At 51.9% G+C, this 16713-nt stretch carries 15 protein-coding genes; 7 read left to right on the forward strand and 8 right to left on the reverse strand.

Translation table 11 applies throughout. The annotated features are described in order from the left end of the window. Positions 1-25: 25 nt before the first annotated feature. The 3 genes from BMX45_RS11045 to BMX45_RS11055 form a co-directional block, all read right to left on the reverse strand. Positions 26-1690 (reverse strand): spore germination protein, encoded by a 1665-nt coding sequence (locus tag BMX45_RS11045; protein ID WP_090909721.1) that lies wholly within the window; start codon positions 1688-1690, stop codon positions 26-28. Between the two features lie 227 nt (positions 1691-1917). Further along, on the reverse strand, positions 1918-4110 hold the full coding sequence (locus tag BMX45_RS11050) for a GH92 family glycosyl hydrolase (RefSeq protein ID WP_090909722.1): 2193 nt from the start codon (positions 4108-4110) through the stop codon (positions 1918-1920). A gap of 35 nt (positions 4111-4145) precedes the next feature. Beyond that, positions 4146-5240 (reverse strand): GntR family transcriptional regulator, encoded by a 1095-nt coding sequence (locus BMX45_RS11055; protein WP_090909723.1) that lies wholly within the window; start codon positions 5238-5240, stop codon positions 4146-4148. A gap of 495 nt (positions 5241-5735) precedes the next feature. Here BMX45_RS11055 and BMX45_RS11060 point away from each other — a divergent pair, with 495 nt between their 5' ends. Beyond that, positions 5736-6212, forward strand: a complete 477-nt coding sequence (locus BMX45_RS11060) for a MarR family winged helix-turn-helix transcriptional regulator (protein ID WP_090909724.1) — start codon at positions 5736-5738, stop codon at positions 6210-6212. A 203-nt stretch (positions 6213-6415) separates the two neighbouring features. Next, positions 6416-6946, forward strand: coding sequence for a cysteine hydrolase family protein (locus tag BMX45_RS11065; RefSeq protein WP_090909725.1), 531 nt, complete (start codon positions 6416-6418; stop codon positions 6944-6946). Positions 6947-6967: 21 nt separating this feature from the next. Here the strand turns inward: BMX45_RS11065 and BMX45_RS11070 are convergent, their stop codons facing one another. Genes BMX45_RS11070 through BMX45_RS11080 form a run of 3 tightly spaced genes read right to left on the reverse strand, consistent with a single transcriptional unit; the run spans position 6968 to position 9455 of the window. After that, positions 6968-7771 carry an alkaline phosphatase family protein gene (locus tag BMX45_RS11070; RefSeq protein WP_090909726.1) on the reverse strand — a complete coding sequence of 268 codons (804 nt, stop codon included), beginning with the start codon at positions 7769-7771 and terminating at the stop codon, positions 6968-6970. A 58-nt stretch (positions 7772-7829) separates the two neighbouring features. Beyond that, complete coding sequence (locus tag BMX45_RS11075) at positions 7830-8681, reverse strand: DMT family transporter (RefSeq protein ID WP_090909727.1); 852 nt, start codon at positions 8679-8681, stop codon at positions 7830-7832. A 3-nt stretch (positions 8682-8684) separates the two neighbouring features. Then, positions 8685-9455, reverse strand: coding sequence for a DeoR/GlpR family DNA-binding transcription regulator (locus tag BMX45_RS11080; RefSeq protein ID WP_090909728.1), 771 nt, complete (start codon positions 9453-9455; stop codon positions 8685-8687). Positions 9456-9647: 192 nt separating this feature from the next. Here BMX45_RS11080 and BMX45_RS11085 point away from each other — a divergent pair, with 192 nt between their 5' ends. Continuing rightward, positions 9648-10607 (forward strand): metallophosphoesterase family protein, encoded by a 960-nt coding sequence (locus BMX45_RS11085; protein WP_090909729.1) that lies wholly within the window; start codon positions 9648-9650, stop codon positions 10605-10607. 89 nt (positions 10608-10696) lie between these two features. Here BMX45_RS11085 and BMX45_RS11090 read toward each other — a convergent pair whose 3' ends face one another. Together BMX45_RS11090 and BMX45_RS11095 are read right to left on the reverse strand one after the other, a co-directional pair. Further along, complete coding sequence (locus BMX45_RS11090; protein WP_090909730.1) at positions 10697-11302, reverse strand: TetR/AcrR family transcriptional regulator; 606 nt, start codon at positions 11300-11302, stop codon at positions 10697-10699. Between the two features lie 59 nt (positions 11303-11361). Next, positions 11362-12843, reverse strand: a complete 1482-nt coding sequence (locus tag BMX45_RS11095; protein ID WP_090909731.1) for an FAD-dependent oxidoreductase — start codon at positions 12841-12843, stop codon at positions 11362-11364. Between the two features lie 314 nt (positions 12844-13157). On the opposite strand from BMX45_RS11095, the gene rlmN reads away from it, so the two are divergent. The 4 genes from rlmN (at position 13158) to mphI (ending at position 16703) form a co-directional block, all read left to right on the forward strand. Next, the gene (gene rlmN, locus BMX45_RS11100; RefSeq protein ID WP_090909732.1) at positions 13158-14219 is read left to right on the forward strand and encodes a dual-specificity RNA methyltransferase RlmN; all 1062 of its coding nucleotides are present in this window, start codon (positions 13158-13160) and stop codon (positions 14217-14219) included. Positions 14220-14369: 150 nt separating this feature from the next. Further along, positions 14370-14840 (forward strand): DUF3052 domain-containing protein, encoded by a 471-nt coding sequence (locus BMX45_RS11105; protein ID WP_090909733.1) that lies wholly within the window; start codon positions 14370-14372, stop codon positions 14838-14840. A gap of 122 nt (positions 14841-14962) precedes the next feature. Beyond that, positions 14963-15256 carry a DUF6509 family protein gene (locus BMX45_RS11110; protein WP_090909734.1) on the forward strand — a complete coding sequence of 98 codons (294 nt, stop codon included), beginning with the start codon at positions 14963-14965 and terminating at the stop codon, positions 15254-15256. Positions 15257-15761: 505 nt separating this feature from the next. Continuing rightward, positions 15762-16703 carry a macrolide 2'-phosphotransferase MphI gene (gene mphI, locus BMX45_RS11115; RefSeq protein WP_090909735.1) on the forward strand — a complete coding sequence of 314 codons (942 nt, stop codon included), beginning with the start codon at positions 15762-15764 and terminating at the stop codon, positions 16701-16703. The last annotated feature ends 10 nt before the right edge of the window (positions 16704-16713 follow it).

The following is a 16713-nucleotide window of genomic DNA, read 5'->3' on the forward strand; positions in this document are numbered from 1 at the left end:
TGGCCTCGTTTCATGCTTGAATTCATTAATTTCTGCGGTCGGGTTCATTCGGCTTGAGCATATAAGGACGCTTCTTCATCACCTTTAATGGAAATCGGATGAGGAAATCCTTCATGTCGCTAATACTGTACGGAACCATCGGACTTGCATAGGGTACGCCGAAGCTCTTCAGTCGGACTAAGTGGCTGCAGAGGAGAAGGAAGAACATCACGACTCCGAACAGCCCGAGCACGGCTGCAAATAACATCGCGGTAAACCGGAGGACGCGCAATGTGATCCCGGCACTGTAGACTGGGATCGTGAAAGAGGAGATTGCGGTCACGGCCACGACAATGACGAGGAATGGACTGACGATTCCGGCTTTTACGGCAGCGTCTCCGATGATCAAACCGCCTACGATGCCCATCGCGGGTCCGATGGGTTTCGGCAGCCTGATCCCGGCCTCTCGCAATATTTCAATGGCGATCTCCATGATGAGCGCTTCAATGATGGAGGGAAAAGGAACGCCTTGCCTGGTTCCGATGATCGTCAATGCCAGCTTGGTCGGAATAAGCCCGGGATGAAACGAAATGAACGAAATGTACAGTGCCGGGGCTAGAAGCGCTATGATGGCCGAGAGAATGCGCAATAAGCGGACAAAGGATCCCGAAATCCATCTTTCGTAGTAGTCCTCCGGAGATTGCAGCAGCATACTGAACGTGACAGGCACGATAAGGGCATACGGCGTGCCGTCGAGCAGGATGGCTACCCGTCCCTCAAGTAAAGCGCCGATCACCCTATCGGGTCTTTCGGTGTTTTGTATTTGCTGAAAGGGACTCATGACGCTATCTTCGATTAATTGTTCGATATAACCCGATTCTAGAGGGTCGTCGATCTCCATCTTTTGGATTCTCGTAACAACTTCATCGACCAAACGGGGATTCGCGATATCCTTCATATAAGCGATGACCAGATCTTTTTTCACCCGGCTTCCCACCTCAAAACGGGTAAGTTGAAGGCTTTCGTTCTTCCCGTGAAGTCTTAGCAGGCCCGTATTGTCCGCCAATCTCTCGGTAAATCCGATTCGAGGACCCCGCAGGAGAGCTTCGGATAGAGGCTCTTCTACATTCCGGCTCTTTCCCTTGGCAGACCCAACCAGAAAGGCTCCTTGCATTCCATCTATAATCAAGCCGGTTGTGCCTGCTAGAACAGCTTGTACAAGCTCTAATAATCCACGGGTATGCTTAATTTCGCTAACAGGAAGCATCTGACTGCTGATATAGCCTTTAATGGTATCGCTTTGATTAAAGTTATCCAGCTCTGCTTCCGGGACCCCTTCGAACATAAGGGGCCTGATGAGATGGGTGTCGATAAGATCGCTGTCCAGCAATCCGTCCACATATACGATAACTGCCCGGGTCCCCGTGCCCCGAATCGTAAATTCCCTGAACTCCACATCCGCATTGTCACCGATTGCTTTGCGGACTGAAGTTAGATCCTCATCATAAAGCCCGATGATGTGAGCTTGGGGAGAAACGCCATCCTCCCTGACGGGGGGAGCGGGTTTATTCGGCTTCAGGGAAAAACTCGAATTTACAGCCTTTCGGCACCAATTGGAGAACACCATCATCAGAACGGGGACAAGACAGAGCAGAAAGGCCTGGGCCCACATCGTCCACTTCGGAATATAAGATACGATCAATGACCACAACGAACATCACCCCGCGATCCATAACAATAGGTATAATGTGAACCAAGAGTATTGTTACCCGAGTCGCTCTTGAAAATTCCGGTATTTTCAATATTAGAGAAGGGGACCCACGGGTCTGCCTTCCTATGATGACGAATTGTGCTGGTAAACGGGATACGCCAAAAAAGGCATCCCCCAGGCCGCTGACCTGATGGGATGCCCTTATGATGCGAGTTAAGCTGAAGCTCTTACTTCTTCGATATCGAGAACGGCAGTTCCTCCGCACTGTAATGGCGGTAGCTTGGAGCCAATCCAAGACGGAAATCGAGGGTTTTGCCTGCCAGAATATCCTCATGCGTAATGTACAGTTTGGTGTAATCCTGTCCTTCCAATTGCACGTTCGCCACGAAATTGGACTGCGGATTGTTGTTGTCGGTATGAATCAACATCTGTTTGCCGTTTGGCAGCTCAATGCTCACGCTGTCGAACAGCGGGATGCCGAGCACATATTCATTGCTGCCCGGACATACCGGATAGAAGCCCATGGAACTGAACACATACCATCCGGACATGCTGCCGTTATCCTCGTCGCCCGGGAAGCCGTCAAAGCCGCTGTTGAACAGGTTCGACATCAGCTGTTTGAGGATCACCTGGGATGATGCAGGCTGCCCTACATAGTTGAACAGATAAGGAATATGGAAGCTCGGCTGGTTGGAAATCGCCAGCTGACCATAATCGATGGCGGCCATCTCGCTCATCTCATGAATTTCAAAGCCGTAGCCCCTCACGTCGAAGTCTGGCGCTTTGTTGCACAATTCGGTAATTTTGTCGAAAAAGCGTTCTTTCGAACCATATGCTTCGATCAAGCCTTGGAAATCCTGGAATACGGCAAAGCTGGTTTGCCAAGCGCTTCCCTCGGCATAATCAAGCCCCCAGCTCGTGTCGTTGAAATTTGGACGGAACTGACCGTTCTGATCCTTGGCCCGCATGAAGCCGGTCTCCTCATCAAAAATATTCCGATAGTTGAGCGCGCTTTGTCGGTACTGCGCGGCTATGTCCGACCTGCCCAACACATCGGCCACGCGGCTGATGCAGTAGTCGCTGTATGCGTAATCCAGCGTGTGGTTTACGCTCTCATGATAGCTGCTCGGAACGTAACCGTACTTGATGTAGTCCAGCGTTCCTTGACGTCCATAGCAATTCTGTCCGCTCTGCGTGGTGGCTGCGGTCAGCATGGCCTCCAGCAGTTCCGGCAGCAGATGCCGGGCCAGTCCCTTAGCCGCCGCATCCGCGATGACTGCGTCAATAAGCGTGCCTGGCATCAGTCCGCGCTCATCGGGGGACAGCCATTTTGGCAGGAAGCCGGTCTCACGATAAGAATTCAGGAAGCCTTCCAGCATTTCCTCATATTCCTTCGGCGCAATGATGGAATAGAGCGGATATACGGTTTTGTAAGTATCCCAGAAGCCGTTATTGGTATAGAGCACGCCCTTCTTGACGGATCGGGCCGTTGTGTCGTAATGAACTGGCTCCATATTGGCATCAAGCTCATAGAATTTTTGCGGGAACAAGAACATACGGTAAAGGCAGGTATAGAATGTGCGCATATATTCCTCGTTCGGGTGAGTGACCCGGATTTTGTTCAGGTAATGATTCCAGGCTTCCGCCGCCAATTCTTTCTGTTCGTCCAAGGTTGTGTCGAGCTCGCGCGTCAGATTAAGCTCCGCTTGCTCCTGGCTGATAAAAGAAGTCGCCAGCTTAACATCCAAGGTGCCCCTTTCACAGTCTTTGAAGCGAATGACGACATGCTGGTCCGCATTGACGAAAGCGACCTCCGGGAAGAACTGGCCTTCGGCGTCGTAGTAACCGGTCGCAGAGAGATCCATGTCCTTGCTGAAGCTCATGGCCACGTACATGCGGAATTCTTTATCGTGACAGTCTGCGAAGTTGCTGACGTAGCCGGTGATTCGGCGCTGGGCTGCATCCACCTGAAACTCGCTCTGGTTATGGACGTTAAGCACGAGGCCAGCCTGCTGCCCGGAATTGTATTTGATGCGCAGCGACGCTCCATAGCAGCTCGGCACCAGCTCCGTGGTGATGTTGTAGCGCTGCTGCTTCACTTTGAGATAATGAGGCTTGAATATCGCTTCCTCCGGCCGATAGGAGCTTTGGCAGGTGAAGACGGAGCCCCTGATTTTGTCGTCTGCGATCGGAGTCATCAGGAAGTGAGCGAAGTCGCCCATCCACGGACTCGGCTGGTGCGTCAGGCGAATGCCTTGGAAGATACGGTCATTGGGGTTGAAGAACCAGCTTCCTTCGTTTTTGGTCTGCACGACATAGTGGTTCATACCGAACGGCACACCCGTGTAAGGGAGTGCATTCCCGTTGGAAAAGGTATATTGATTGTTGGTGCCCTGTCTGGTATCGACATAGTTCAGCATGTAAAAGTCTCCTTTGTTATTGAGGAATAGGCGGATTATAACTTCTTCACGGTCTGGCGTTCCATGAGCCGAACGGGAATCACCACATTCTCAAGAGGGTGTTCCAGAGGGTGCTCTATGAGGGATATGAGGTTCCGTGCAGCCTGATATCCCATCTGTCCAAAGTCCTGCGATATGGTGGTCAACTTGGGTTCAACGAAGCTCGCGAGATGAATGTCGTCAAAACCGACCACGGAGAAATCGTCCGGAACGGACAAGCCCAACTCCTTGGCGATTTGAATGATCTCGATCGCAATGAGGTCATTCTCTGCCACAATCCCCGTAATTCCTTGGTTCACGACGGACTGAATAAACTGTATATAGTATTCTCTGCCGTTGTCGTTGTCATGGGTTAAGTAACGGTCGGTCAAGTCATTGACGCTGTAATCGATCAGGCTGTTATCATACAGAGCCTTCAAGTAACCGAAGTACCGCTCCCGAATGGAAGAGGAATTCTCTACCTTCAAGGAGGAGATAAAAGCGATTTTTTTGTGATTGTTCTCGATCAGATGTTTGGAGGCTTGGTATCCGCCGCCAAAGTTATCGGAGACGACCGACAGGAAGGGGATGCCTTCAATGCACTTGTCCATCGTCACAAGCGGGTATTTTGCCAGGTAATATTGATACAGAATGCCAAGATCCGAGATGCTGCTTATCGGGTATAGGATCAATCCGGAATGGGCGCTTTGAAGCGCAGACTCCAACAGCTTGCGCTGCCCGACAATCGTGTTGGACTGGATGTTCAAGCTATAGTCGGTCGTTGCGAGATATTCATTGATGCCTTTCTCGTAGTCGCCGAGTCCCGGATTATGGGCGAACGGGAGAATCAGCAGAATCTCTTTGCCAGTCTTGCTCAATGGACGGTGATCAGCCCTAGCGTCGCTCACGAAGCTCCCCTTGCCCTGGATCCGGTAAATCAGCTTGGCATTCTCCAGTTCGTTCAGCGCTCTCTTCGATGTAATCCGGCTGACCTTATATTCCTTCGAAATCTCGGCTTCGGTCGGAAGCTGGTCTCCAGCCTGAAGCTCCCCGGATTCAATCTTGGCTGTTAGAGTGTTGACGATATGTTGATATAGTGGAATTTGTTCCACATGAAATCACCTCGCTAAATTTGATATATCATTTTGTGGGGCGAATGTCAAAGTTTAAAAGATGTATTTGAATAAGAAGATACGGTTGTTATGTTTGGACATACGGAAAGGCTGGAGGGGAGATTTCCGATATATGTCAGATAAATTATTAAAGAAGGGTTGTTATTATAGTGATATCCCCCCTGGTTCTACTTCGGAATGAAACGTCCGCCGATCCGCTAAATAGAGATGATGAGCACTGAAATATCGATCAAATGGTATGTCTTTTGATCGATAATTAGGACTATTTGATATATCAAGTATGAAGCTGTGCGTATTCAGCGGGTTGGACCAGCTCCGGCACATTTATTATTCCCATAATCCTGCTGACCCTTGGCATATCGCATCTTGGCAGCCTTGATGCTGGCTGGTATCAGCTTTATGCACATGATTTGACAGCTTATCAATTGAGTGATAGATTGACTGTGATTACGATAGAGGAGGTCAATGGGATCAATGAAGCAATTGGGATTTCATCAGGAGAACCGGTTAGCCATGCTGTCATGGATTCGGATCACCCGGTTTCAGCAGATCGGCAATCACATCTCGAATGAGTTCTTGCAGCCTTTCTGCATTACCGTTGCCCAATTCGACGTGCTGATCCAGGTCATGGCCCACCAACCTCTATCTCAGCAGGAGCTGGCCGAATATCTGTCCATCAGCGGCGGCGGCGTTTCCCACATGGTGAAGCGGCTGGAGAAGCTGGGCCTGATTGTACGCAAGCAGGATTGGAAGGTGAAGTACATCTCGCTAACCGAGAAGGGACAAGCCTTGCTGGAAGAAATTATCCCGCTGCTGTCGGATTTTCAAACCTCCATGTTTGATGTTCTGGATGACCAAGAACTGCAGCAGCTTTACAAGACCATGAGAAAGCTCCATCAGTATAACTTAAAGAAGTCGGCAAACCCTCGGATTCGCGTCGAAGAAGAGTAGCGGAGAGGAACCATCACTGCTCTTATAGCGATATCCGGATGGGCGATCAGCCATAATAAGGAGTCCCCTTGAGAGCGGATTCCTTTTTTGCGTGGAAGGGTACTCCTTCATAAGAATGAGACACAAATTTTGATATACAAGTCAGGAACAAACGTTCTATAATGGAAAGGGATGATTATGATCTGTACGGGAGGTTGTTATAGTTGAAGAAGAGCGCGCTGTTGGTCATTGATGTGCAGAATGAGATGTTTCAAGTAAATGATCCGGTGTACGAAGGTGAGCGATTGCTTCACAATCTCAAGCAGCTGATCGCAAAAGCCAGAAGTGGCGGCATTCCTGTTATTTACATCCAGCATAATGACGAAGGGTTGAAGGCAGGTTCGGAGGCGTGGAAGATTAATCCTGAGATCACGCCTGCGATGTCGGATACCGTCATTCAGAAGACGAGACCGGATTCCTTTTACCATACGACGCTTGAGGAGGAATTGAAGAAGCAGGGCATCGAGCATGTAATCCTTGCGGGCATGCAGAGCGAATTATGCGTGGATACAACCTGCCGGAGAGCATCCAGTTTGGGCTATGATGTCACGCTGGTGTCCGATGCCCACAGCACCTGGAACAATTCGGCGTTAACGGCGCAGCAGATCATCGATCACGTGAATGCAACGCTAAGATGGTTTGCGGACATCAAGACAACGGAAGAAACACTTTGTACAGAAGAAGCCGGCGCGTAAACGCCGGCTTTTTATTTGAAGTTAGAGTATGCCTTCGGGCACTTTTCCCTCCCAGCAAGCCTGAGCGGGCAGTCCAAGGACTTGACCGATGACAGCGGCCGTGTCCATGATGCTGATCGGTGCTTCGATAAGGCCGGGCTTTACGCCTGGGCCCGTAATTCCCCAAGTAATGGTCATATCCATGGGGTGATCACTTCCGTGATCGTTAGGATGTGCGCCTCCTCCGCCGTGATCCGTGACCGTAAGGATCCAGGTGTCTTCCAGCAGCCGCTGATCCTCGAGTGCTTTGACTATCATGCCTACGTACTGATCGGTTACGGCAATTTGCTCCAGCTGCTGATCCGTAGCGAATCCGTGCTTGTGTCCGGCGCCGTCGGGGTGATCCAGCTGAATGAACATCAGTTTGAAATCGGGCTGTTGATGAATATAATCGACGATGGCCTCCGCCAGCTCGGGGTCCGGTTTGGATTCCATATGAACGTTAATCGTATTCTCAATGATTCCCGTGTTGATCGGTGCCCAGCAGCTGAATGCAGACAAGGGGGCAGCCGGCCATTGCCGGCGAGCCAGCTTGAACAGCGAGGCATAGGGGAAGTCCTCCGGAATCCTGCCGTGGATCGCCCGGTCATTATCAAGACCATGTCGATCCGGTTTTACGCCGTATAACAACGAGCCCCAACATTCGGCACTAATGCTCGGATATACGGTCTGAGCATCGTAAGAGTATGCTCCTGCCTTCAGCAGAGCGTGAATATGCGGAGCATCCGCGTTTTGAATGAACCCGCCTGCTCCATCAATTCCAAGAATAACGACACGGTTAGCCATCGATAGATCCTCCTCGGTATGAACATTTTGATCTTCGTGAATTCATGCTAGCCGGTTCCTACCCCCATAGGGCAATCGTGATGATGCCTATCGTGATAAACGCTGACATGACGATTCGCCGCCAGCCTTGCTGTTCGCGCAGCACGATGATGCCCAGCACGGTGCCGAACACCGTGCTGATTTCACGGACCGGCGCAATGTGCGCAAGCGGGGTGAACCGCATGGCAAACAGGAACAGCAAGTATGAACCCGGTGCCAGAATGGAGCCCAGCAGAATCGTGCGCCAGTTCACCGACCATTCCCGTTTCAGCTGCCTGGACAGCGCCACGGGAATGACCAGGGCGACGAAGTAACTGATGTTGGATAACTGGATCAGCGAGACGGGGGAGACCCCTGCATCCAGAATGGCTTTGTCGGTCAGGGTATATCCCGAAATGCAAAGCCCGACCAGACAAGCATATAGCAAGGCTTGGGGGTTTACGCTGGATTGGCCCCTGAGCCTCAAACCCGATAAAGCAAACAGCGAAAAAATGATAAGACTCAGCCCCATGTAGCCTGCCGTGCTTAATTGTTCATGAAACAACACGAGGCTGCACAGCGAAGTCAACATGGCGCCAAGCCCCCGCATGAACGGATACACTTGTGACATGTCGCCATGGGTATAGGCTTTGGAAAGCAGCGTAATATAGCAGCCTTGAATGGTCATGGACAGCAGCATCAGACCGTAAACGGGCAGTTCCAGCCGCAGCCCCGACATCTCCACGATAAAATAAGGCATCAGAAAGACCAACGTGACGGAGTGGATGCACCATAAAAATACCGATTTATGAATGCTTCGCTTTGTAAACAGATTCCAAAGGGCATGGGTCAGTCCGGAAGACAGCACCAGCAGCAGTGACAGCAGCTCCATCGGCTATTGTCCAATGAGCACTTCGATGCCGCGGGCGGACAGATTATCCATCCATTCCCGTGAACATCCTTGATCCGTGATGACCATGGAGATATCATCCAGCTTGGCGAGCTTCGAGAACGTGGTTACCCCAAGCTTTGTATGGTCCGCGAGAACAATGCCTTCCTCCGCACGCGCAAGCATGTTTCGCGAGATGAATGCTTCGTCCAGATCATAATCGGTAATGCCATCGGTTAACGAGATCCCGCCAACCGAGATAAACGCTTTATTTACCTTGAACTGCTTCAGCAGCATTTCGGTAAGAGGTCCGGTAGACGCCTGTTTGGCCCGGTCCATATCTCCGCCGATAAAAATAATCCTCCCCTGAAACATCTCCATCGCGAGGTTCAATATAGGCAGCGAATGGGTGATGACCGTAACATGAGGCCGGTCCTTAAGATAGCGCATGACCTCAATCGTGGTCGTCCCGTTATCAAGCAGAACGGTTTCGCCATCCTTGACAAGGGAGGCGGCGAGTTTGCCGATCGCGGCTTTTTCTTCCGCGCATGTCTGGGAACGGCTGTTGAAGGACGGCTCGATATGCCCGGAACGCGATTTGACGGCGCCGCCGTAAACCTTGCGCAGCTGGCCCTCTTTCTCTAACCGGTCCAAATCCCTCCGGATCGTTTCGGCGGATACGTCCAGCTGCTCTGCCAAGGCGTGGACTTTCACCTTGCCTTCAAGCTCCAATTGATTCAAAATCTTCCCTCTGCGCTCCTCATAGGTTACGGACATAAATGCATTCGCCTCCATGTGATATATGACTGATGATGACCGAAGTTGTGGATTTTATCTTATATTAGGATGGATAATTGACAATGTCAACAAAAATCATTGACTTCGGGGCATTCCCTCCTCTAATATACACATAAAACCACAACAACCAACATGAAAACCACATGTCCAAGTAAAAGGAGGCAATGTGCGATGAAGCCGATTCTTCGATTCGGAGACGATCATACCTTCAAGATCGTGCAGTTTACAGATATTCATTGGAAGAATGGGGAGCCGGAGGATCTGATGAGCCGGCGCTGCATGGAGACGGTGCTCGACCTGGAGCAGCCCGATCTGGTGGTGTTTACGGGTGATCTTATTTATTCCGGCGAAGCCGACACCGGTTATAGAAAGTGCCAGGATCCGGCGCAGGCCTTCAAGGATGCCGTGTCTGCGGTGGAGTCCCGCGGAATCCGCTGGGCCTTCGTATTCGGGAACCACGATACGGAGGGTGAGATCACGCGCGAAGAGCTAATGGATGTCGCCATGCAGCACGCTTATAATTGCGCAGAGCACGGCTCGCCGGATATTCATGGCGTAGGGAATTATACGCTGCCTTTATACGGAAGTAACGGGGAAGAGACGGCGGCCGTTTTGTACTTCTTCGACTCAGGGAGAGAATCTGAACACCCTGCCGTTCCGGGGTACGATTGGATCCGGCGCGACCAGATCCGGTGGTATGAAATGGCGTCCCGGGCATACAGCGCCAAGCATCAGGGGAGCCCGCTGCCTTCATTGGCTTTTTTCCATATCCCGCTGCCGGAGTATCGCGAGGTGTGGGATCGGAGGACGTGTTATGGCAGCAAGTTTGAGAAGGTGTGTTGTCCGGAGGTGAACACCGGACTGTTCGCGGCGATGCTCGAGCGAGGGGATGTGATGGGCACGTTCGCAGGACATGATCACATCAATGATTATTGGGGCGAACTGCACGGCATCCGCCTTTGTTACGGCAGAGCGACCGGGTATGGCACATATGGCCGCGAAGGCATGCTCCGGGGGGCAAGGGTCATTCGCCTGCATGAAGGACAGCGGCAGTTCGACACCTGGATCACGCTGAGCGACGGCTCGCAGATCCGGGAGCAGGAGAAGCATGAACCCGGGACGTCTGACTGATACACAACACGCCAGCAGTAACAAACACACCTCTTATGAACATGGCGGTTATGAACCCGGCCATCTCGTGAGAGGTGTGTTTGTTTGCATTATTTTCCCTGTCCGTTCGTAAGCATGCGCAGCAGCAGCTCCGCTCTAGGAGGCGCATAGCTCGGATCCTCCTGGGACCTTAGCGTCATTAATCCCGACAGCACGGATAAATAACAGGCCGCCAGTTCTCTCAGATCGCCAGCCGCGATCTCTCCTGCCTGCTGTCCGGCTTCGAACAGCGGCATGAGCTGATCCACGAAGGCATGGATGGAATAGCTCTCGATAATCCGTTTGGCCTCTTCCGGCACACCATCCGAGGTGCGTGCTTGCTGAATCAGCATGAAGTGCGAATTATCGTCCTCTTGAAGAATCATGGAGGTCAGCAATGTAATTTTCTCAAGAGGGGTGCCAGGCACGTCATAGATGTCGGAGAGCGCGTGCCGTGCCTCATCCATTGACCATTGTACGAGCGTAATGAACAACTCGTCTTTGGATTTGAAGTAATGATAAAGCAGGCCGTGACTGACCCCGGCTTCGCCGGCGATCATGCTCATTTTGGTTCCGAAAATACCTCTTTTTGAGAATACTTTGATGGCTGCTCGCATGATTTGTTCTTTTCGTTCGTCGCGTATTTGATGCAGTTGTTCTTCATTTAACGGGGCCATTTCTTGTCAATCCCTCACCATGGTATTCTCTTGCTGATATCCACAATAACGCATTTGGATTATTCGGGCAATCCCATGGTTAAGGGCAGGAATTCCGTATTGAAAGCGGGGATGATCTGCTCCAATAGCTCCTCCAGCGGCACGCCGGCCTCTTCCAGCACTTGATGGAGCCAAGCGTTACCCTGTCCGGAACGATCCGCATTCACGATGGCGGTGATGCTTTCAGCATTAAACAAATCATGGGGCGAAGCGAGCAGGCCCGTGACCATCATGTACTGCTCAAATACGGCCATATCGTGATGGCTGTAAGCCAGTTCCTGGCATATGTCGAACAGCCTCTGGGCAAAAGAAAACCCTTGGGCGGACAAGCGGCCTTCGTATTTCACGCCTGCCCATCTTAGATCAGCCGCTGCACTAAGCCACCATGCAGGTTCTATGGCGGATTGAATCTCCTGAAGGACCGAACGTTCGAATCCCTGTTCAAGCAGGACTCCTTCCTGATTAGACTGCAAGCAGCGGTCCAGCGTATCTGCCTGGATGGCCGCCACCGTCATGCCTTGGCCGAATATCGGATCGAAGCTGCAGAAGGCATCGCCAAGCACTAGAAGACCGGAGGGCCAGTCCTCCATCTCCTCGAAATGCTGTCTCACGCACTCTTCGATCCGGTATCCTCGCGGACTTGAGACAGGCTCCAGCTGCTCGAGCAGGTTTCCGATGCCGGGTCCGAATAGATCTTGGGCTTCCTGATTGTACAGATCGCTTTCGGTTGTCGGATAAGACGCTCCTCCCGCTCGATACAGCACGATTTCCGCGAGCTGATTCTCGATCGGATTGAAGACGGCCGTGCCGATGCCGAGGGCGGGGTCTCCTTCGTTCACGATGGTGCTCCACGCCGCATGGATTTCCTCAGGCACCTTATAATGCCGCGTGCTGTAGCCAAGAGAGATGTGCAGCTGTTCAGCCTCCGGTATCGCATAACCGAGGTCCTGCAGCCAATCAGCCAGCTTGGACCCGCGACCGCTTGCATCCACGACGATATCCGCATTCATATGAAGGAGTGCCGGCTCCTTGACGTTCCTGTCCCGGAACACAACGCCGGTAACGGCCTTCTTGTCGGCGTCAAACAGCAATTGTTGCGCCGTCAGTTTCGGTAAGAGAGTAACGTTTGGCAGTTTAGCCACTCTGCTGCGCAGGGTCCACTCCAGTAGGGATCGGCTGCATCCCGCATTAGGCTCATCGGGCAGTTCCAGCGTGCCGAAACGGTTGGTCATTTTAACGGACTTTTGCGCTCGGGGGTGAGCACCCTGCTGAAGCAGTTCCTCGGTAATGCCGGGGAACCATCGTTCAACGATCATTTTGCCGCGTTCAAGAAAACGGTGGGGATGATAAGCCTGCGGCGTACCGGCTCGATTCTCCGGACCTGCCGGAAATTCATCCCGATCGGCGATGACCACCTCCTCATAATGCCTCGATAACACGTTGGCAGTGAATAGTCCGGCTATGCCTCCGCCAAGAATCAGCGCTTTTCCTTTGGAATTCATTTGACTACCTCCAATGTAGATTGATTTAGTCAGTCAATCCTAAACGAAAAAAATACCATCTGGTTTTCTGACTTGACGAAGGTGACGGACTGATCGGGAGTGAACCGCCTAAGAATTAACGAGAAGTTGGAGTTCTTTTCGTCTCCCTAAAATATGATTGATTAAATCAGTCAATAATAAGATAAAGGGATTTCCTGGATATGTCAATGACGTTTTATGTCAAAGAAGCGTGAATTGCCTATAACTCCCCTTGTGTTCCCCTCGGAATTTTGGGACAATAAGGAGTGGACTATGAATAGAAAGAGGACCAATCAATGAACAAACCATCCATTTATGGATTAACATTAGATCAGTTGACGGCTTGGCTAGGCGAGCGTGGACATAAGAAATTTCGGGCAACGCAGGTGTGGGAATGGCTGTATCGGAAGCGGGTTACGTCTTTTTCCGATATGACGGATGTGCATCCGGAATGTCTGCAGCTGCTCGAGGAACATTATACGATCCTGACCTTGGAGGAGCATACCAAGCAGGAATCTCTGGACGGCACGGTTAAGTTTCTGTTCAAGCTGGTGGACGGCAACCTGATCGAGACCGTATTGATGCGGCATAAATTCGGATTGTCGGTGTGCGTGACCACACAGGTCGGGTGCAATATCGGCTGCAGCTTCTGTGCCAGCGGGTTGCTGAAGAAGAGCCGGGATTTGTCCGCAGCGGAAATCGTGGAGCAGGTCATGCAGGTTCAGCTTCACTTGGATCAGAGAGGCAGCAGCGAACGGGTCAGCCATCTCGTCGTAATGGGGATCGGGGAGCCGTTTGACAATTATGAGAACATGTCGGATTTCATCCGCGTGATCAAGGATCATAAAGGGCTTGCGATTGGCCCTCGTCATATTACGGTATCGACCAGCGGGCTGGCTAACAAAATCGTCGAGTTCGCGGACAGCGATTTGGGCGTGAACCTCGCCATTTCCCTGCATGCGCCGAACGACGAGATCCGGACCCGCATCATGAAGATCAACAAAGCGATTCCGATCGAGAAGCTGATGGCCGCGATTGATTACTATTTGGAAAAGACAAATCGCCGCATCACCCTGGAGTACATTCTGCTGAAGGATGTGAACGATCAGCGGGAGCATGCGCTCGAGCTGGCCGAGCTCGTGGGCGAGCGCCGCAATCTGGCGAACGTGAACCTCATTCCGTACAACCCGGTGGATGAGCACAGCCAGTACCAGCGCAGCACCAAAGAATCGATCACCGCATTTTACGATACCTTAAAGAAACAGGGCATCAGCTGCAGCGTGCGGCTGGAGCATGGCACGGATATCGACGCAGCCTGCGGACAGCTGCGCAGCAAGCAGATCAAGAAGGCTCAGTAACAAGCAGACAACGGCATCTCTTGGAGGCATTACCAACGCACCATAAGTTGCCGAGAAGTAAGGGCGTGTCCATTCGTATGGGGTATGCTCTTCTTAAATTGGGGCCGGTAGGTGGCCTATACGAATCCATCGCGAGAGGAATGAGCAGAAATGCCGGAGATTCATCCAATCATCAAAAAGCTGCAGTACAAGGACCTCGGCCAGCCGGTTCTGATGCTTAACGCACCGCAGGCCTATCATGAGGTCATCAGTTCCCTGCAGGGAGATGTTCATACGGAGCCTGTGCAAGCACCTTACGACTTCGTGCAGGCCTTCGGGACAAGCAATGAAGAATTGCGGCGGCTGGCCGAGATTGCAGCCGGCTCCGTGGCGGATAACGGCCTGCTCTGGCTGTGTTACCCTAAGAAGACGTCCAAGACGTACAAGAACTCCGATTGCAGCAGGGAGAGCGTTACGGGCATCCTTGCCGACGAAGGCTACGAGCCCGTTCGGCAGATCGCCATCGACGAGGATTGGTCCGCCTTGCGTTACCGCAAAGCGGAGCTGATCAAGACGATGACCCGGTCGTTTGCCGCAACCGCGAAGGGGAAGGAACGGACCGGCCAAGAGGACGGCAAGTGATCGGCTTCAGTGATATTTTATAGCCCAAATCAGATAAAATGACCCCCGCGAGGGTCATTTTGTCTTGTAGGGATGGGCGCCCTCTTGTGTATAATAAGCAGAGTGATAGAAAGGGTGGGAATATGTTAACGATCAAAGAATACAGCGTCGAGCTGGTGAAGGACCCGTTTGGAATCCTGACCGGCAAACGCTTTGAGTTTGTATGCGATTTGGACGTGCCGGAGGATGACGAGCTCTATTCGGAGCATGGCGTCTACTTGCGAGTGATCTACCTGGATGATGAGGACGCTTCGCGTATCGTCAAATACGATTTCTATGAGCGCACAACGGATCAGTATCTGGATTTTGATATGGAGCCCGAGGAAGAGGAAGAACTCACGACTTTTTGCAGAGAGCATTTGCAGGAAGATGCTTAAGACATGATGATGCGGTTAGAAAAGCGCCATGGAGGGCTTCATGGCTCATCCCGTGTGAACGTGCGTGTTATGCGTCACCTTAAAAAGCAGCAAACTGCTCAAGAAGGTCTTGCAAAGATTTCGTGGCTTTGGTAAAGTTATACACAACTTAGGATGAACGGAGGGTTACGTATGTTGGATTATTCCCGATTGAGATCTTTTCGCGGCTAATGAAATAGCGCTAAAGAGACCTGCACAGTTGCAGGGTAATCGGGATGGGTCCGTCATTTTTACGTAACCCATTTTTATGATATGTCTATAGGAGTGCATGTTTTTTCATGTGCGGGATAAGAGGTGTCTTCACCTTCCCGTATTTGAACGTGTATTCGAGTAGGCATTTCCAGGAACGGTGGACGGTAAGGTCCCGTTTCGGTTACCCAGCACAGGCAGCTCGTTGCCTGTGCTTTTTTTGTTGTGATGACGGCCTATTACGATATCAATGAAATATGGAAGGGATGGATTCCTTATGACAATAGCAAAGCCTAATGACGATTATGCGCAAGTGATCCAAGAAATGCTGGAGGTAGCCGGTAAGCACGGGGTGGATTTGAATCCCGAAGGCATTGAGATGAATGAATCCGGGATGGACTTTCTCGTTGGATTTGCGGAGGAGGCCAAGACCGGGGCAAGGTGGGTTCTGCGTAAGCCGAGAAGAACGGATGTGTTGGACAGGGCGGATAATGAGGCGCGGGTCCTGAAGTTGGTCCAGTCCCATCTGCCGGTCGACGTGCCGGATTGGCGCATATATACGCCGGAGCTCATCGCCTACCCGCTGCTCGGCGAGCAGCCTGCCGCTTCCGTTAGCATGGAAGGGTATGCATTTAATATGGATGCCGAGAATCCGGGCGAGACGTTCGTTCACTCCCTGGCTGAGGCACTGGTCGCCCTGCACGGAATCGACCACGATGCAGCCCGAGCCGCAGGCCTTCGGGTAAAAAGCCCCCAAGAAGTTCGCGAGGAGACTGCCCGAAACATGGACGACATCAAGGGCCGCCTAGGCGTTTCCGAAACGCTCTGGGAGAGGTGGCAGAAGTGGCTGGGAGACGACTCCTACTGGCCAACGCATTCCGCGCTGATCCACGGAGATCTTCATCCGCCGCATATTCTGATTGATGAGCGCGTGCGGGTTACCGGGCTCCTGGATTGGACGGAGTCGGAGGTAGCCAGTCCCGCCAAAGATTTCGTGCTGTATTACGCCATATACGGCGAGCCTAATCTTCGTGTCCTGTTGGACCGGTATGAACAAGCGGGAGGAGTGGTATGGCCGCGCATGTTCGACCATATTGTCGAGCAGCACGCGGCTTATCCCGTGCTGATCGCCCAGTTCGCGCTCCTTACGGGTCAGGAGGAATATATGACGATGGCGCGGAATGCGCTGGGCTTGACGGAGCAAGCTGGTTCGAATTAAGAGGACGGGG

The sequence above is a fragment of the Paenibacillus sp. cl141a genome (assembly GCF_900109305.1).
Classification (GTDB): Bacteria; Bacillota; Bacilli; order Paenibacillales; family Paenibacillaceae; genus Paenibacillus_AQ; species Paenibacillus_AQ lautus_A.